This is a genomic window from Microbacterium sp. NPDC087591 (genome assembly GCF_044743625.1).
Taxonomy (GTDB): Bacteria; Actinomycetota; Actinomycetes; order Actinomycetales; family Microbacteriaceae; genus Microbacterium.
The window spans coordinates 811,686-826,939 of the sequence record NZ_JBIUWU010000001.1 but is presented as its reverse complement, the minus strand read 5'-3'; the positions used below and the strand labels follow the sequence as shown (position 1 = coordinate 826,939).

The following is a 15,254-nucleotide window of genomic DNA, read 5'->3' as shown; positions in this document are numbered from 1 at the left end:
GTGATTCCGTCGCGCCCGCGCGCTGAACCCCTCCTCGTCCCTCCGCGCGCAGAGCCTGCGGTGTCGGATGCCGCGGCTAGTGTCGAAGCATCCGAGGAAATGGAGCATCGTGCGGATAGACACTCAGGCCCACCGCGTCATCTGGAGCGCGAGCGACCTCAAGGCCGCGGCCGAGTGCGAGTTCGCGTGGTGTCGCGCGATCGACGCGAAGCTGGGTCGCGTGCCCGCCGTCGAAGAGCCCGAAGACGCGACGCTCGCCCGTGCCGCGCTGCTCGGCGACGTGCACGAGCGCAACGTCCTCGCCCGGTACGTCGCCGACCTCGGCGATGCGCAGGTGCATCAGGTCGACAAGGTGTCCTCGGTGGATGCCGAGGCCCTCTCCGCTGCCGTGGCCGAGACCGTCGACGCTCTGCGCTCGGACGCACTCGTGGTGTTCCAGGCGGCGTTCGCGACCGAGGAGTTCGTCGGCTTCGCGGACTTCCTCCGCCGAGATGACCAGCGCCGCTGGCGCGTGCAGGACTCCAAACTCGCCCGCAAAGCCAGAGTCACCGCGCTCATGCAGTTGGCGGCATACGTCGATCAACTCGACCGCCTGGGAATCCCGCGCTCCGACGAAGTCGATCTGATCCTGGGCGACGGGACCCTCAGCACGCACGCCGTCGACGACCTTCTCCCGCTCTTCCACGTGCGCAGGGCACGGCTGCGGGCGCTCATCGCGGACCGCCGGATCGAAGACGGCGCGGCGGGGGCGCCGCTCGCGTGGGGCGACGCGCGGGGCGATCTGGACGTGGTCGCGTGCGGCCGGTGCGCCACCTGCGAGGAGCAGGTCGTCGCACATCGTGATCTGCTCATGGTCGCGCGCATGCGCCCGGTGCAGCGTGCCCGTCTTCGTGCGGGAGGCATCGAGACGATCGATGCGCTCGCGGCGGCGGTCGATGCTCCTGAGGGGATGAACGTCGATACCTTCGAGAACCTGCGTGCGCAGGCGCGGGTGCAGTTGCGCGCCGACGCCGAAGGTGTGCCCACCTACGACGTGCACTACGCGGCCGCGATCCACACGCTGCCCGTCCCGAGCAGGGGCGACATCTTCTTCGACTTCGAAGGCGACCCGCTGTACACCGAGCCTGCACCCGACGGCGAGGCGCACTGGGGTATCGACTACCTGTTCGGCTGGGTCGACAACGACGACCAGTACTCGGCTCTCTGGGCGCACACCTTCGCCGAGGAGCGCCAGGCGTTCGAGACGTTCCTCGACTTCGTCAACGCCCGCCGGGCGGCGCACCCCGGCATGCACATCTATCACTACGCGCCGTACGAGACCTCGCACCTGGTGGCGATGGCCGCACGCCACGGGGTGCGCGAGAGCGAGGTCGATCGACTGCTGCGCGAAGGCGTGTTCGTCGATCTGTATCCACTGGTGCTGCGCACGGTCCGCGTGGGATCCCGTTCGTACTCGATCAAGAAGCTCGAGCCGCTCTACATGGGCGACGACGTCCGCACCAGTGACGTGCAGAAGGGCGACGACTCGATCGTGCAGTACGTCGCGGCCCGCGAGCTCGCCGCCGCCGGCGAGCAGAACGACGCCGATGCCGTGCTGGCGGATCTCGCCGACTACAACCGGTACGACTGCGTATCCACCCGGGCGCTGCGCAACTGGCTGATCGAGATCGCGCGCCGCGAGGGCGTGAATCCAGCTCCACCGGACGCGGCCGACGAGGTCATCTACGAGCCCTCGCCGCGATCGGTGGCGCTTCTGGCCGATGCCGAGCGCGCCGTGTCCGCGGGGAACGACGGCCAGGTGCACCGCATCGCCGCGGCCGCGATCGACTACTTCCCCCGCGAGGCGAAGAGCTTCTGGGTCTCGCACTTCCAGCGGCTCCGCGAACCCGTGACGATGTGGGACGGTACGCGCGATGTGGTGCGGATCGATCGTGCCACCTCCACGGTCCGCCGGGAGTGGAGCGTGGCCGAGGGACGTCGGGTGATGTCGCGTGAGATCGAGGTCAGAGGCGAGGTGTCGCCCGGCACCACGCTCGGCGCCGGAGCCCAGCCGTTCGCGCTGTACCCCGTGCCCGCACCATTCGACACCGAGGTGCCGTCGCGCGCGGTGCACGTGCCCCACACCGTGACCGTGTCGGACGTGCTCGACGACGGCTATCTCATCACCGAGACCGCGATCCAGGGGCAGACCTGGGACGAGCTGCCGCTCGCGCTGACGCCCGCTGCCCCGCCGCGGGTGGTCTCCCTGCAGGGTGCGATCGACGAATGGGCCGACTCCGTGCACGCGGCCGCCCCGGCCTTCCCCGACGATGCGGCGACCGACATCCTGCGGCGGCTGCCGCCGCGGACGCTCTCGGAAGCGACCCTTCCCGTTGCCGGAGATGATGCGATCGACGCGATCGTGCGCGGGATCCTCGACCTCGACCGCAGCTATCTCGCGGTGCAGGGGCCCCCAGGAACCGGCAAGACCTTCACCGGCTCCCAGGTGATCGCGCGATTGGTCAACGAGCACGGCTTCAAGGTCGGGGTGGTCGCGCAGTCGCACGCGATCATCGAGACTCTCCTGGACCGTGTGGTCGCGCATGGCGTCTCTCCCGCGCAGGTGGGGAAGGCGCCGAAGAACCCGGATGCGGATCCGTCGTACACCGTGATCCCCAAGAGCGGGATGGCGGCGTTCCTGGCCGAGCACACGAACGAGGGCGTCGTGGTCGGCGGCACGGCCTGGGACTTCAGCAACACCTCGCGCGTCGATCGCGGCGGACTCGATCTGCTCGTGATCGACGAGGCGGGCCAGTTCTCGCTCGCCTCGACGATCGCGGTCGCGGCGGGCGCCCGGCGGCTCCTGCTGCTCGGCGATCCGCAGCAGCTCCCGCAGGTGAGCCAGGGAGCCCATCCCGAGCCGGTAGACACCTCGGCGCTCGGATGGGTGATGGGCGGCGATGCCGTCATCCGGCCGGAGTACGGCTACTTCCTGGCGAAGTCGTGGCGGATGCACCCCTTCGTCGCCGCTCCCGTGTCACGGCTCGCGTACGCGGGCAAGCTCGCCTCGGCGCCGGGAACGGAGCGGCGCTCGATCGAGGGCATCGACCCGGGGCTTCACGTCGTGCCGGTGCGTCATCGCGGCAACGCCACGCAGTCGGCCGAAGAGGCGACCGAGGTCGTAGCGCTCGTGCGAGACCTCGTGGGCCGCGCCTTCACCGACAACGACGAACCAGCCACCACGCGGCCGCTGGAGCAGGCGGACATCATCGTGGTCGCTCCCTACAACGCTCAGCGTCAGCTCGTGCACGATGCCCTGTCGGCAGCCGGGTTCCCCGACGTCGCCGTCGGCACGGTGGACAACTTCCAGGGTAAGGAGGCCGTCGTCTCCATCACCTCGCTCGCCGCCTCGAGCGGACGGGATGCGCCTCGTGGCCCGGAGTTCCTACTGCTGCAGAACCGACTCAACGTCGCGATCTCCCGCGCGCAGTGCGTCGCGTATCTGATCCACTCGCCGGCGCTGCTGGACGATCTGCCCTTCACCCCCGACGGTGTCGCGCGTCTGAGCGCCTTCGCGCGTCTCGTCGGCGCGGTGGAGTGACGGGGAGAGCCGCCCGCATCCGTCGCGCCACGTGCGGGAGCCCCGGCTGCAACGCCGTCACGGCAGGCGCACGACGGAACTGCAGGGGAGCGGAGCCTCAGACCGTGCCGTAGAGCCGGTCGCCCGCGTCGCCGAGTCCGGGCACGATGTACCCCTTCTCGTTGAGGCGCTCGTCGAGTGCGCCCAGCACGAGGGTGACGTCGCGGTCTCCGGCCATCGCCTCGATCGCAGCCACGCCCTCAGGGGTGCCGAGCAGGCAGATCGCCGTGACATCCTTGGCGCCGCGGTCGAACAGGAACTGGATCGCCGCTGCGAGCGAGCCACCCGTGGCGAGCATCGGGTCGATCGCGAAGCACTGCCGGTCGCTGAGGTCGTCGGGAAGGCGCTCGGCGTAGGTCGTCGGCTCGAAGGTCTCCTCGTCGCGGACCATCCCGAGGAATCCGACCTCGGCGGTCGGGAGCAGCTTCACGAGACCTTCGAGCATGCCGAGACCGGCACGCAGGATCGGGACCACGATCGGGCGCGGCTCGGAGATCTTCACACCCATGGTCGTGGTGACCGGGGTGGTGATCTCGACCGGGCTGACCTTCACGGAACGGGTCGCCTCGTACGCGAGCAGCGTCACCAGCTCTTCCGTCAGCTGTCGGAACACCGGCGAAGGGGTGCGCACATCGCGCAGCACCGAGAGCTTGTGGGTGATGAGAGGGTGGTCGGCGACGTGAACACGCATGGATACAGGGTAGTCGGCGGCGGGGTTCGGCACGACATCGGCCCTGCGGCCCTCGCGCGTCACTGTCGTAGGCTCGACGCATGACCGCTGCTGACGTCTCCGCGATGCGTCGAGCACTGGCACTCGCGGCGGAGGCGTCCGCGGCATCCGAGATCCCCGTGGGTGCCGTCGTCCTCGACCCCGCCGGTGCGATCATCGCGGAGGGGCGCAATAACCGAGAGGCCACCCACGACCCCACCGGTCACGCCGAGATCGAGGCGCTGCGGAGCGCGGCGGCATCCGTCGGCTCCTGGAACCTCGACGGTCATACGCTCGTCGTCACGCTCGAGCCCTGCGTCATGTGCGCCGGCGCGATCCTGCAGGCGCGCATCTCACGGGTCGTGTTCGGCGCGTGGGACGACAAGGCCGGTGCCGCAGGCTCGATGTACGACGTGCTGCGCGACCGCCGGCTGCCGTACCGGGCCGAGGTCGTCGGCGGCGTCGAGGCGGATGCCGCGACCGTGCTGCTGCGGGAGTTCTTCTCGTCGCGTCGCTGAGCACGCCGGGCGATGCGCACCAACTTCCGCGGCGCTCCGCACGTTCTGCGGATCAGATCGCGCGGATCATCCGCAGAACGTGCACGAGGCCGAAAGGTGTGCGGGGAGGGCCCGATCAGTCCGAGGACTTGAGCACGAAGACGTCGGTCGACGGCTCCGGGTCGATCGCGGGACGGTAGACGTCGGGTTCGATGTAGACGACGCGCGCGACCGGAACGGCCTCGCGGATGCGCTCCTCGATCGCGTCGATGTCATCCGCCGCTTCGCGCACCGTCTTGTCGGACGTGAGTGCGACCTTCGCAGCGACGAGCAGCTCATCGGGTCCGAGGTAGAGCGTCTTCATGTGGATCAGCTTCTCGACCTCGGGCCCTGAGTTGATCGCGTCGACGATCTTGTCGTGGTCGGCGGAGGTCGCCCCCTCCCCGACGAGCAGGCTCTTGGTCTCGACGCCGAGGACGATCGCGATCAGCACGAGCAGCAGACCGATCATCAGGGTGCCGATCGCGTCGAACACCGAGTTGCCGGTGATCACGGTCAGTCCGACACCGAGCAGGGCGAACGCGAGGCCGGTGAGCGCGCCTGCGTCCTCGAGCAGGACCACGGGCAGCTCGGGGGCCTTGGCGCGTCGGATGAACGACACCCAGGACTGCCCCTTCTCGCGCACGAGATTGCTCTCCTTGACGGCCGTGCGCAGGGAGAACGACTCCAGGCCGATCGCGATCACGAGCACGACGATCGGCAGCCACCACCAGTTCGGGTCGAGCGCGTGCGGCTCGCGCAGCTTCTCGATGCCCTCGTAGATCGCGAACAGGCCTCCGACCGAGAACAGGATGATCGACACCACGAACGCGTAGACGTACCGCTCTCGTCCGTAGCCGAACGGGTGCGAGCGGTCAGCCTCGCGCTTCGCCTTGCGGCCGCCGAGCATCAGGAGCAGCTGGTTGCCGGAGTCGGCCATGGAGTGGATCGCCTCGGCGAGCATCGACGCCGAGCCGGAGAGGGCCCAGGCGACGAACTTCGCGAGCGCGATGCCCAGGTTCGCCAGGAACGCTGCGACGATGGCCTTGTTGCCTCCGGATGCACTCATGATGCGAGTCTAGAACCGCCCGCCTCCGGATGTCGGGGAGCCCGCCGTAGGATGACGACATGGCTGAATCCCTCCCCGCCCTCGCGTTCCTCGGTGCCGGTTCGATGGGAGGAGCGATCCTCCGGGGTGTCGTCGCCTCCGGCATCACGATCGACGGGGGCATCACAGCCACCAACCGCACCACGGCCAAAGCGGAAGTCTTCGCCGACCTCGCCGGTGTGACCAGCATCGCTCTCGAGTCCCAGCCCTCCGGCAGTGCGGATGCCGCCGCCGGTGCACGGATCATCCTGATCGGCGTGAAGCCGCCGATGGTGCCCGAGCTGTTGCGGGAGATCGCTCCGCGTCTCGCTCCCGACGCCATCGTGGTCAGCCTCGCGGCCGGCGTCACCCTGCAGACGTTCGCCGACAACCTCGGTGCCGACGCCCGGGTGATCAGATCGATGCCGAACACTCCGGCCACCGTGCGCAAGGGCGTCACAGGACTCGCCGCCGGCCCCGCCGCGACGGCCGAAGACCTCGCCCTCGTGCGTCGACTGTTCGAGACCGTCGGAGCCGTCGTCGAGGTGCCCGAGTCGCAGATCGACGCGCTGTCGACGATCTCCGGCTCCGGGCCCGCCTACGTCTACCTGCTGATCGAGGAGTTCACCCGCGCGGCCATCGGCATGGGCTTCGACGACGCCGCTGCGCGCCTCATGGTCGAGCAGACCTTCATCGGCGCGACGGCCCTGCTCGATGCCTCGGGAGAGGACCCGGCCGAGCTCCGCCGCCGGGTGACGAGCCCGAAGGGCACGACCGAGCGGGCCGTCGCCGTGCTGCAGGACGCGCACCTCGATCGCACGTTCTCGGATGCGGCGGCCGCGGCTCTCGCCCGTGCCAAGGAACTCGCCGCCGGAGCATGACGCATGCGGCTGCACATCGTCGGTGAGATCTGGTTCTGGCGTGGTCCCGCGCCCTACCACTTCGTGACGGTGCCACCTGCCGAGAGCGAGATGATCCATGACGTCGCCGCGGTGGTGACGTACGGCTGGGGGATGATCCCGGCGAGTGTGACGATCGGCGGCACGAGTGTGACGACGGCGCTCTGGCCCAAGGACGGTGGCTACATCGTGCCGATCAAGAAGGCTCTGCAGGATCGCGAGAACATCGGCGTGGACGACGTGGTGGAGATCACGCTCGACATCGACGCCTGATCGAGTGCGTCCGATCAGCGGTCGAGGGCTGCGAACCGCTCGATGTCGCTGTTGGTTCCCGACACGATGATGAGGTCGTGGTTCGTGACGATCGTGTTCGCCTCGGCATAGCGGAACGGCTTGCCTGGACTTTTCACACCGACCACGGTGACCTTGTACTTCGAACGCACGCCGGACTCGTTCAGTCCCACGCCGCGGATGAACTTCGGCGGGTACATCTTGGCCAGCACGAAGTCGTCGTCGAAGCGGATGAAGTCGAGCATCCGCCCGCTCACGAGGTGGGCGACGCGCTCGCCGGCTTCGCGCTCCGGGTAGATGACGTGGTTCGCGCCGACGCGCGCGAGGATCTTGCCGTGCGACTGCGAGACCGCCTTGGCCCAGATCTGCGGCACCTTCAGATCGACCAGGTTCGCCGTGATCAGCACGGACGCCTCGATCGAGGAGCCGACGGCCACCACGGCGACCTGGAAGTCCTGGGCGCCGATCTGCCGCAGCGCGTCGATGTTCTTCGCATCCGCCTGCACGGTGTGGGTGACGCGGTCCGACCACTTCTGCACGAGCTCGAGGTTGCCGTCGATCGCGAGCACCTCACGGTCGAGGCGATCGAGTTCTCCGGCGCAGGCGGCGCCGAAGCGTCCGAGGCCGATGACGAGTACGGGAGCGTCGCCCCTGAGCACTTCAACCAACGATCGGCCTTTCCACGGGCAGCGAGTAATACTGCGATCGCGATGTCGCGGCGACTGCCGCGGCGAGTGTCACTGTACCAATGCGGCCCATGAAGATGGTGGCCGCGAGCACGTACGAGCCGGCGTCGGGAAGTTCGGCGGTGAGTCCGGTCGACAACCCCACGGTGGCGAACGCCGAGATGACATCGAACAGCACATGGCTGATGTCGGCCTTCGTGATCTGGGCGATGATGATCGTCGAGAGCGCGACGATCGTGGCTCCCCACGCGACGACGCTCAGGGCGACGCGCTGCACGTCGCTGGGGATGCGGCGGCCGAAGACCTCGACGGACTGGCGTCCCTTGGCCTCCGACCAGACGGCGATCGCCAGCACCGCCAGTGTGGTGACCTTGATGCCGCCGGCGGTCGATGCCGAACCACCGCCGACGAACATCAGCATGCTCGCCGCGACCAGCGACGATCCGTTCAGGTCGGACATGTCGATCACGTTGAAGCCGCCGGAGCGGGTCATCGCCGACAGGAAGAACGCCTGGAATGTGGTGTCGCCGGCGTCCATGGAGCCGAAGGTCTTGGGGTTGGCGTACTCGAGGATCAGGAACACGACGGCGCCGAGGACGAAGAGCAGCACGGTCGTCACGAGCGTGAGTTTGGTGTGCAGCGACCAACGCTTCACATGCCAGACGTGCTTGGCCAGCGTGTAGATCACGGGGAATCCGATGCTGCCGAGGAACACGCCGACCATCAGCAGCGCCAGCACGAGGTAGTCGTCGGAGAACACCGCGACGCCGCCGTCGTTGGGGGCGAAGCCCGTGTTCGTGAAGGCCATGGCGGCGAAGTACGGCGCCTCCCAGAGCGCGGCTATCGGATCGACCTTCGCCATCACCAGGGAGGGGTACAGGAGGATCGCGAGGGCCGCCTCGATGATGAGGGCGGAGAGGGCGACGGTGCGCAACAGCTGCCCCACCTCGCCGAGGCGGACGGTCTGGCTCTCGTTGACGACGCCGCCGTGCGCGCGCAACGGGTTGGTGTCGCCGGCCGCCATCAGCTTGGCCCGCAGTCCGAGCCGCTTGGAGATGACCATGCCCATCAGCGACGCGAGGGTGAGCACGCCCAGGCCGCCGATGTTGACGCCGATGAAGACGAGCACATGGCCGAACGGCGACCAGTGATTGGCCATGTCGACCGTCGCGAGGCCGGTGACGCAGATCGTGGAGACCGCGGTGAACAGTGCGTCGCTCAGGGGTGTGACGGTTCCTGTCGCCGAAGCGATCGGCAGCGACAGCAGCACCGTGAAGACGAGGATGAGCAGAGCGAAGATGACGATCGCGAACCGCGAGGGCGACGAGGTGACGATGTGTTTCGACCAGGAACCGAAGTCGCGGATGCGCTGTTTCGGGGACGACGCCGAAACCATGCCCGACATCGCATCCCCCTTCGCACATCTCGACCGCGGTGATCGGCCGCACGACGCTGATCGCCGAGCCTTCGTCATGGTACTCCGTGCCGGGGGCGACTACCCTGAACTCATGACGGACATCTTCGACGTGATTGCAGACGGTACGAGGCGCGACATCCTCCAGCTCCTGCTGCGCCGTACCGCCGAAGGAGACGCCGGCACGAGCGTGAGTCACATCGTCGCGGATCTGGGCATCAGCCAGCCCACGGTCTCCAAGCATCTGAAGGTGCTGCGCGATGCGGAACTGGTGACCGTCCGCGAAGACGGTCAGCGTCGCTTCTACAGCCTCGCGGTCGAACCGCTCGAGGCCGTGGACGACTGGCTCGTGCCGTTCCTGGTCGACGCCTATGGAGACGACGCACCCGATATCGAGTACCCGGTCGTGCCGCTTCCCGACAGTGCCGCGCACGCCGCCGAGGTCGTCGGTCGCGCCGCCGCCTCCGCCAAGCACGTGGTCGCGACGGCGCTCAAGCGGCTCGGCGCCTGACACCGGAACGCACATCGCCCCCGACGACAGGGGGCATGTCATCAGGGGCGATCCGCGAGCCCCAGCTCGCGCAGATCCCGGCGGTGCCGGCCTGGATCTGCTATCAGCCTCGCAGCGCCGGCTATGCGAATCTCGGACGAGCGCTATGTCTTCCCTGAGACGGGGGGCGCGCACGGCTGCGACTGTTGTCATGATGTGGGGATGACCACCGAGTACCGCGCGCACTTCGACTTCACGATCGCCTTCGCCAATGGCGGAGGTCTCACCGGCGAGGGCTTCCGTCTCGATCTGCCTGGCCAGGATGTCACGGCGGATGAGGTCGGCGCTCTGCTCGTCGCCCACCTCGGGCTCGCCCTGGTGAGCGATGTTGCGCTGCGAGACCTGCGCATCGTGGAGGAGCCGCACCGGGGGAGTCGAGGCATCGAGACCCGGCGGGACCGCGAGGATCGGGTGATCGACCTCAGCCACCCGATCGAAGCCGGGCTGGTGACGTACCCCGGGTTGCCTGCCCCGACGATCGTGCCGCACCTGACGCGGGAGGACTCTCGAGGCAGGTACGCTCCCGGCACCGAGTTCGCCATGGACATCATCACGATGATCGGCAACACCGGTACCTACCTCGACTCCCCGTTCCACCGCTATGCGGACGGGGGAGATCTGGCCTCACTCGACCTGCGCACTCTGGTGGGTCTGCGCACGGAGGTCTTCCATCTGCACGATGCGTGGAACGCGGACCGTCGGGGCATCGAGGCGGTGACGCTGGCCGACCGGGACCTCCGCGGTTCCGCCGTGCTGCTCGATACCGGCTGGAGCAGTCGCTTCGGCACTCCCGAATACGCACACGGGGCACCGTTCCTGACGGAAGGGGGCGCGCAGTTCCTGGTGGACGCGGGTGCGCAGCTGGTCGGGATCGACTCCCTGAACATCGACGACACCGAGGACGGGGGTGGCGCCCGCCCCGCGCACACGCTCCTGCTCGCCGCCGGCATCCATGTCGTAGAGCACCTGACCAACCTCGCCGCGGTGCCCGCGCGCGGCGCGCTGTTCACCGCGGCGCCTCCGGCGGTGCGCGGCTTCGGGACCTTCCCGGTGCGGGCGTTCGCGACGGTCCCCGGTTCCCACTGATCACACGGGTCACACGGGTTTACATGCGTCCCAGCTACCCCATAGAGTGTGCACATCGAGAAAGGGGTACGTGGGATGCCCGAAGTACCTGACGTCCGGTTCCTGACGGTGGCCGAGGTCGCCGACATCATGCGCGTGTCGAAGATGACCGTCTATCGACTCGTCCACGCCGGTGAACTGCCCGCCATCCGATTCGGCCGCAGCTACCGCGTGCCCGAGTCGGCCGTCGCGGACGCGCTGCAGCGTCCGATCGCCGACGTCGGCTAGGTCCTGCCTTCCGCGATCCCCGTCGTGACAGTCGGGGCTCTGCGGTTTGCTAGACTGACCCGAGGCATTTTTTCCGTGCCCGTACCCGGGTGTCCGTCACCGTGCGACACCCAGCCACTGACTTAGTGAGGTTTCCGTGGGTTCTGTCATCAAGAAGCGCCGCAAGCGCATGGCGAAGAAGAAGCACCGCAAGCTGCTTCGCAAGACTCGCCACCAGCGCCGCAACAAGAAGTAAGCGGCCGGACACGAGCGCCTGTCTTCGGACGGGCGCTTTGTGTCTCTGCGCCGCGTGAGCATCCGCAACATCGTGAGGACGTCATGAAGTCGATCACCGTCACCGAACTCGCCGAGCGCTCCGGCACGCCGCTCATCGACGTGCGCGAGACCGATGAGTTCGCCGCCGGCCATGTGCCCGGCGCCGTCAACATCCCCATGTCGGTGATCGGCAACCGCTTGGACGAGCTCCCCAGCGAGGCCTTCGATGTGATCTGCCAGGCCGGCGGGCGCTCCGCGCGTGTGGTCGAGGCGCTCGAGGCTCGCGGCTACGACGCCACGAACGTCGAAGGCGGGACGGGCGAGTGGATCGCCCAGGGGCGCGCGGTGGAGGTGCCGTCGGCGTGACCACCCTCACGCTCATCGGCAAACCCGACTGCCATCTCTGCGACGTCGCCTCCGACGTGATCGACGCCGTCGTCGCCGAGCTTCCGGATGCCGCCGCCGAGAACATCGAGATCGTCGAGGCGTCGATCCAAGACGACCCCGCTCTCTACGAGCTGTGGTGGGAGAAGATCCCGGTCGTCCTGATCGACGGAGAACTGCACGCGCACTGGCGGGTCTCGCCCGACCGCTTGCGCCAGGCTCTGGAAGAAGCCGTCCGAGACGGAGCACTGACCCCGCAGGAGGAGTCGCGATGACCGTTCGCCATGTCGTGATCTGGAAGCTCGCCGCGGAGGATGCCGCGGAGCGTCGTGCGCAGGCGGAAGAGGTCGCCCGACGCCTCAACGCCCTCGACGGCGTGGTGCCCCAGCTGTTGTCGATCTCCGCCGGCGCGAACAGCGCCTACCCCGAGACGAATGCCGATGTCACGCTCGTCGCCGATTTCGAGAGCATCGCAGCGCTCGAGGAGTACCAGGTGCACCCGGCCCATGAAGAGGCCGCCGCGTACATCCGCACGGTGGTCGCCTCGCGCGTCGCCGTCGACTTCGATCTCTGACTCCGTCGAACGTCACTTTTCGTCACACTTGCAACACAAACGTGATCCGCCAGGGGCCGATCTCGTTGGTGGCCGCGTCGAACAGCGTGTTTAGATGAACTCCTAACCCGTCCGTGGGCGTCTCAGCCCTCGTCTCATAGGAGCTGTCATGCAGCGTCGCACCATCTTCGCCGGGCTCGCGCTCGCGGCGACCGCCACTCTCGCTCTCGCCGGTTGCGCGACCAACGCCGGCTCCGGCTCGGGCACGGGCTCCGAAGAGCCGGCAGCGGGCGCCGACTACGGCCTGGTCGAGGCCGGCACGCTCACGGTCTGCTCCGACATCCCCTACGCACCGTTCGAGTTCGAGGGTGGAGACAACGGCACCGGCTACACCGGCTTCGACATCGACCTGCTCGACGCGATCGCCAAGAAGCTCGACCTCAAGCTCGCCGTGCAGGACGTCGGATTCGACGCGCTGCAGTCCGGCACGACTCTCGCCGCAGGCACCTGCGACGTCGGAGCCTCGGCGATGACGATCACCGATGAGCGCAAGGCGAACATCGACTTCTCCGACCCGTACTACGACTCGCTGCAGTCGCTGCTGGTCCGCACCGACTCGGGCATCGAGTCGATCGACGACCTCTCCGGCAAGAACGTCGGCGTGCAGCAGGGCACCACGGGCGAGACCTACGCCGGTGAGAACGCCAAGGGCGCCGAGCTCGTGCAGTACCCCTCCGACGGCGAGCTGTGGCCGGCTATGCAGGCCGGTCAGATCGACGCGATCCTGCAGGACCAGCCGGTGAACCTCGAGCACGAGAAGGCCGACTCCGCTTACAAGATCGTCGAGACGTACAACACCGACGAGTCCTACGGCTTCGCCTTCGCGAAGGGCGAGAAGGATGCGCTCCTCGAGGCCGTCAACGGCGCGCTGCAGGAGCTGCGTGACAGCGGCGACTACCAGACGATCTACGACAACTACTTCACCGCGAAGTAATCGGCAGGCACGGTAGGTCGGGAGGACCTTGACAATGGCGTTGAGGCGCACCACCAAGAGCAAGCTGTACCGGTACATCGTCTATGCGGTGCTGATCGCGATCCTCGTCTGGGCGATCGTCGGCACCGACTGGGCGAAGATCGGACCGCTGTTCTTCAACCCCGAGATCGCGATCAAGATGTTCCCGGGGATCATCACGACAGCGCTCGTGAACACTCTGTGGTTCACCGCGGTGGCGTTCATCGCGGGGCTGCTGCTCGGGATCGTGCTGGCGCTGCTGAAGCTGTCGAGCATCGGACCGTTCCGGTGGATCGCCACGGCCTGGATCGAGTTGTTCCGCGGACTTCCCGCGATCCTCACGATCTTCGCCGTGGCGTTCATCCTGCCGATCGCCTCGGGCATCCCGGGCAAGGATCTCGGTGGTCCGGTCGTGCTGGGACTGGTCGGTCTCGTACTGGTCGCCTCGGCCTACATGGCCGAGACGATCCGCGCCGGCATCCAGGCGGTTCCGAAGGGGCAGACCGAGGCCGCGCGCTCGCTGGGCATGTCTCCCATGAAGACCACGTTCTGGATCATCGTGCCGCAGGGGTTCCGCATCATCATCCCCCCGCTCACCAACGAGTTCGTGCTGCTGCTGAAGGACACCTCGCTGCTCTTCGTGGCCGGTACGTTCATCTGGTCGAAGGAGCTGACGAACTTCGCCCGTGATGCGTCGACGCAGAACACCAACGCGACGCCGCTGATCATGGCGGCGATCTTGTACCTGATCGTGACGATCCCCCTCACGCGCTTCAGCGCATACCTGGAACGACGGATGTCGAGGCAGCGATGATCACCGACCTGATTGATGTCCACGCCCCGGCGATCGACGTGCAGGGTCTCGTCAAGTCGTTCGGCGACAACGAGGTGCTCAAGGGCATCGATCTCACCGTCACCAAGGGTGAGGTCGTGTGCGTGATCGGGCCCTCGGGGTCGGGCAAGTCGACGCTCCTGCGCTCGGTGAATCTGCTCGAGGAGCCCACCGGCGGCAAGGTGCTGATCGAGGGGATCGACATCACCGACCCCGACGTCGACATCGACCGGGTGCGCACGCGGATCGGGATGGTGTTCCAGAGCTTCAACCTGTTCCCGCACCTCGATGTCATGGGCAATCTCATGATCGCGCAGCAGCGCGTGAAGAAGCGTCCGAAGGTCGAGGCCGAGAAGGTCGCGAAGGAGATGCTCGCCCGCGTCGGACTCGCCGAGAAGGCGGATGCCTATCCCGGACACCTGTCCGGTGGGCAGCAGCAGCGCGTCGCGATCGCTCGCGCACTCTGCATGAACCCCGACATGATGCTGTTCGACGAGCCGACCTCGGCGCTCGACCCCGAACTCGTCGGCGACGTGCTCCAGGTGATGCGCAAGCTCGCCGACGAGGGCATGACGATGCTCGTCGTGACGCACGAGATGGGCTTCGCCCGTGAGGTCGGATCGCGCCTGATCTTCATGGACGGCGGCCACATCGTCGAAGAGGGAGATCCCCGCGAGGTGCTGGGCAACCCGCAGCATCCCCGGACGAAGGACTTCCTCGCGCGCGTGCTCTGAGTCCGCCTGATACCGAAGAGACCCCCTGTTGCAGGTGACTGCATCAGGGGGTCTCTTGGCGAAGCGGGGATGTCGGCGTCAGACCTCGACGATCTCGGCGCCCGGCGCGTTGCGCTGTACGGATTCGATGCCGCTCAGCGCTCCTGCCTTCGAGGAGTAGCCCTCGCTGATCGCGATGACCTCGCCGTTGCTTGCCTTCAGACGGAACCGGTACTCGCCGGACTTGTCTGTGTACAGCTCGAACTTGCCTGCCATGAGGCGTCCTTTCTCTGTCGGTCGAGGGAGCGATGCTCCTCCGCGCTCACGTTATCCGACCCCTACAGGTGGGGGAAGAGCGAAG

The 15,254-nt window shown here is 67.6% G+C and carries 19 protein-coding genes; 14 read left to right on the top strand and 5 right to left on the bottom strand.

All coding sequences use genetic code 11. The features are described 5' to 3' along the window. Positions 1-109: 109 nt before the first annotated feature. Complete coding sequence (locus ACIOVG_RS03860) at positions 110-3,580, top strand: TM0106 family RecB-like putative nuclease (RefSeq protein WP_400869210.1); 3,471 nt, start codon at positions 110-112, stop codon at positions 3,578-3,580. A 97-nt stretch (positions 3,581-3,677) separates the two neighbouring features. Here ACIOVG_RS03860 and upp read toward each other — a convergent pair whose 3' ends face one another. Next, positions 3,678-4,310 (bottom strand): uracil phosphoribosyltransferase, encoded by a 633-nt coding sequence (upp, locus tag ACIOVG_RS03855; RefSeq protein ID WP_400869208.1) that lies wholly within the window; start codon positions 4,308-4,310, stop codon positions 3,678-3,680. An 80-nt stretch (positions 4,311-4,390) separates the two neighbouring features. Between upp and ACIOVG_RS03850 the strand changes: the two genes are divergently transcribed. Then, the gene (locus ACIOVG_RS03850) at positions 4,391-4,846 is read left to right on the top strand and encodes a nucleoside deaminase (RefSeq protein WP_400869206.1); all 456 of its coding nucleotides are present in this window, start codon (positions 4,391-4,393) and stop codon (positions 4,844-4,846) included. Positions 4,847-4,961: 115 nt separating this feature from the next. Here the strand turns inward: ACIOVG_RS03850 and ACIOVG_RS03845 are convergent, their stop codons facing one another. Continuing rightward, on the bottom strand, positions 4,962-5,933 hold the full coding sequence (locus ACIOVG_RS03845; RefSeq protein WP_400869204.1) for a cation diffusion facilitator family transporter: 972 nt from the start codon (positions 5,931-5,933) through the stop codon (positions 4,962-4,964). Between the two features lie 59 nt (positions 5,934-5,992). Here ACIOVG_RS03845 and proC point away from each other — a divergent pair, with 59 nt between their 5' ends. After that, positions 5,993-6,832, top strand: coding sequence for a pyrroline-5-carboxylate reductase (gene proC / locus ACIOVG_RS03840; RefSeq protein WP_400869202.1), 840 nt, complete (start codon positions 5,993-5,995; stop codon positions 6,830-6,832). A 3-nt stretch (positions 6,833-6,835) separates the two neighbouring features. Beyond that, positions 6,836-7,123 (top strand): DUF1905 domain-containing protein, encoded by a 288-nt coding sequence (locus ACIOVG_RS03835; RefSeq protein ID WP_400869200.1) that lies wholly within the window; start codon positions 6,836-6,838, stop codon positions 7,121-7,123. Between the two features lie 14 nt (positions 7,124-7,137). Here the strand turns inward: ACIOVG_RS03835 and ACIOVG_RS03830 are convergent, their stop codons facing one another. Next, positions 7,138-7,809: a TrkA family potassium uptake protein gene (locus tag ACIOVG_RS03830; RefSeq protein WP_042538973.1), complete on the bottom strand. Its 672-nt coding sequence runs from the start codon at positions 7,807-7,809 to the stop codon at positions 7,138-7,140. Beyond that, positions 7,802-9,232 carry a TrkH family potassium uptake protein gene (locus tag ACIOVG_RS03825; RefSeq protein WP_400869198.1) on the bottom strand — a complete coding sequence of 477 codons (1,431 nt, stop codon included), beginning with the start codon at positions 9,230-9,232 and terminating at the stop codon, positions 7,802-7,804. Before ACIOVG_RS03825 ends, ACIOVG_RS03830 begins: the two co-directional genes overlap by 8 nt. Before the next feature lie 103 nt (positions 9,233-9,335). Between ACIOVG_RS03825 and ACIOVG_RS03820 the strand changes: the two genes are divergently transcribed. From ACIOVG_RS03820 to ACIOVG_RS03775, 10 genes are all read left to right on the top strand, one after another. Then, on the top strand, positions 9,336-9,752 hold the full coding sequence (locus ACIOVG_RS03820) for an ArsR/SmtB family transcription factor (RefSeq protein ID WP_400869196.1): 417 nt from the start codon (positions 9,336-9,338) through the stop codon (positions 9,750-9,752). Between the two features lie 201 nt (positions 9,753-9,953). Continuing rightward, positions 9,954-10,877 (top strand): cyclase family protein, encoded by a 924-nt coding sequence (locus ACIOVG_RS03815; protein WP_400869194.1) that lies wholly within the window; start codon positions 9,954-9,956, stop codon positions 10,875-10,877. A 75-nt stretch (positions 10,878-10,952) separates the two neighbouring features. Continuing rightward, complete coding sequence (locus tag ACIOVG_RS03810; protein ID WP_045279170.1) at positions 10,953-11,144, top strand: helix-turn-helix domain-containing protein; 192 nt, start codon at positions 10,953-10,955, stop codon at positions 11,142-11,144. Between the two features lie 136 nt (positions 11,145-11,280). Further along, complete coding sequence (locus ACIOVG_RS03805; RefSeq protein ID WP_003792170.1) at positions 11,281-11,379, top strand: 30S ribosomal protein bS22; 99 nt, start codon at positions 11,281-11,283, stop codon at positions 11,377-11,379. 83 nt (positions 11,380-11,462) lie between these two features. Then, positions 11,463-11,765 carry a rhodanese-like domain-containing protein gene (locus ACIOVG_RS03800; protein WP_400869192.1) on the top strand — a complete coding sequence of 101 codons (303 nt, stop codon included), beginning with the start codon at positions 11,463-11,465 and terminating at the stop codon, positions 11,763-11,765. Then, complete coding sequence (locus ACIOVG_RS03795) at positions 11,762-12,058, top strand: glutaredoxin family protein (RefSeq protein WP_400869190.1); 297 nt, start codon at positions 11,762-11,764, stop codon at positions 12,056-12,058. The genes ACIOVG_RS03800 and ACIOVG_RS03795 overlap by 4 nt, the downstream gene beginning before the upstream one ends. After that, positions 12,055-12,357 carry a Dabb family protein gene (locus tag ACIOVG_RS03790; RefSeq protein ID WP_247629202.1) on the top strand — a complete coding sequence of 101 codons (303 nt, stop codon included), beginning with the start codon at positions 12,055-12,057 and terminating at the stop codon, positions 12,355-12,357. The genes ACIOVG_RS03795 and ACIOVG_RS03790 overlap by 4 nt, the downstream gene beginning before the upstream one ends. A 148-nt stretch (positions 12,358-12,505) precedes the next feature. Beyond that, on the top strand, positions 12,506-13,330 hold the full coding sequence (locus tag ACIOVG_RS03785; protein ID WP_247629203.1) for a basic amino acid ABC transporter substrate-binding protein: 825 nt from the start codon (positions 12,506-12,508) through the stop codon (positions 13,328-13,330). 34 nt (positions 13,331-13,364) lie between these two features. Beyond that, positions 13,365-14,162 (top strand): amino acid ABC transporter permease, encoded by a 798-nt coding sequence (locus ACIOVG_RS03780; protein ID WP_247629204.1) that lies wholly within the window; start codon positions 13,365-13,367, stop codon positions 14,160-14,162. Then, positions 14,159-14,914 carry an amino acid ABC transporter ATP-binding protein gene (locus tag ACIOVG_RS03775; protein ID WP_400869187.1) on the top strand — a complete coding sequence of 252 codons (756 nt, stop codon included), beginning with the start codon at positions 14,159-14,161 and terminating at the stop codon, positions 14,912-14,914. Before ACIOVG_RS03780 ends, ACIOVG_RS03775 begins: the two co-directional genes overlap by 4 nt. 78 nt (positions 14,915-14,992) lie before the next feature. On the opposite strand, the gene ACIOVG_RS03770 is transcribed toward ACIOVG_RS03775, so the two are convergent. Beyond that, entirely contained in the window at positions 14,993-15,169 is a 177-nt protein-coding gene (locus tag ACIOVG_RS03770) for a YegP family protein (RefSeq protein WP_400869185.1), read from the bottom strand. Between the last annotated feature and the right edge of the window lie 85 nt (positions 15,170-15,254).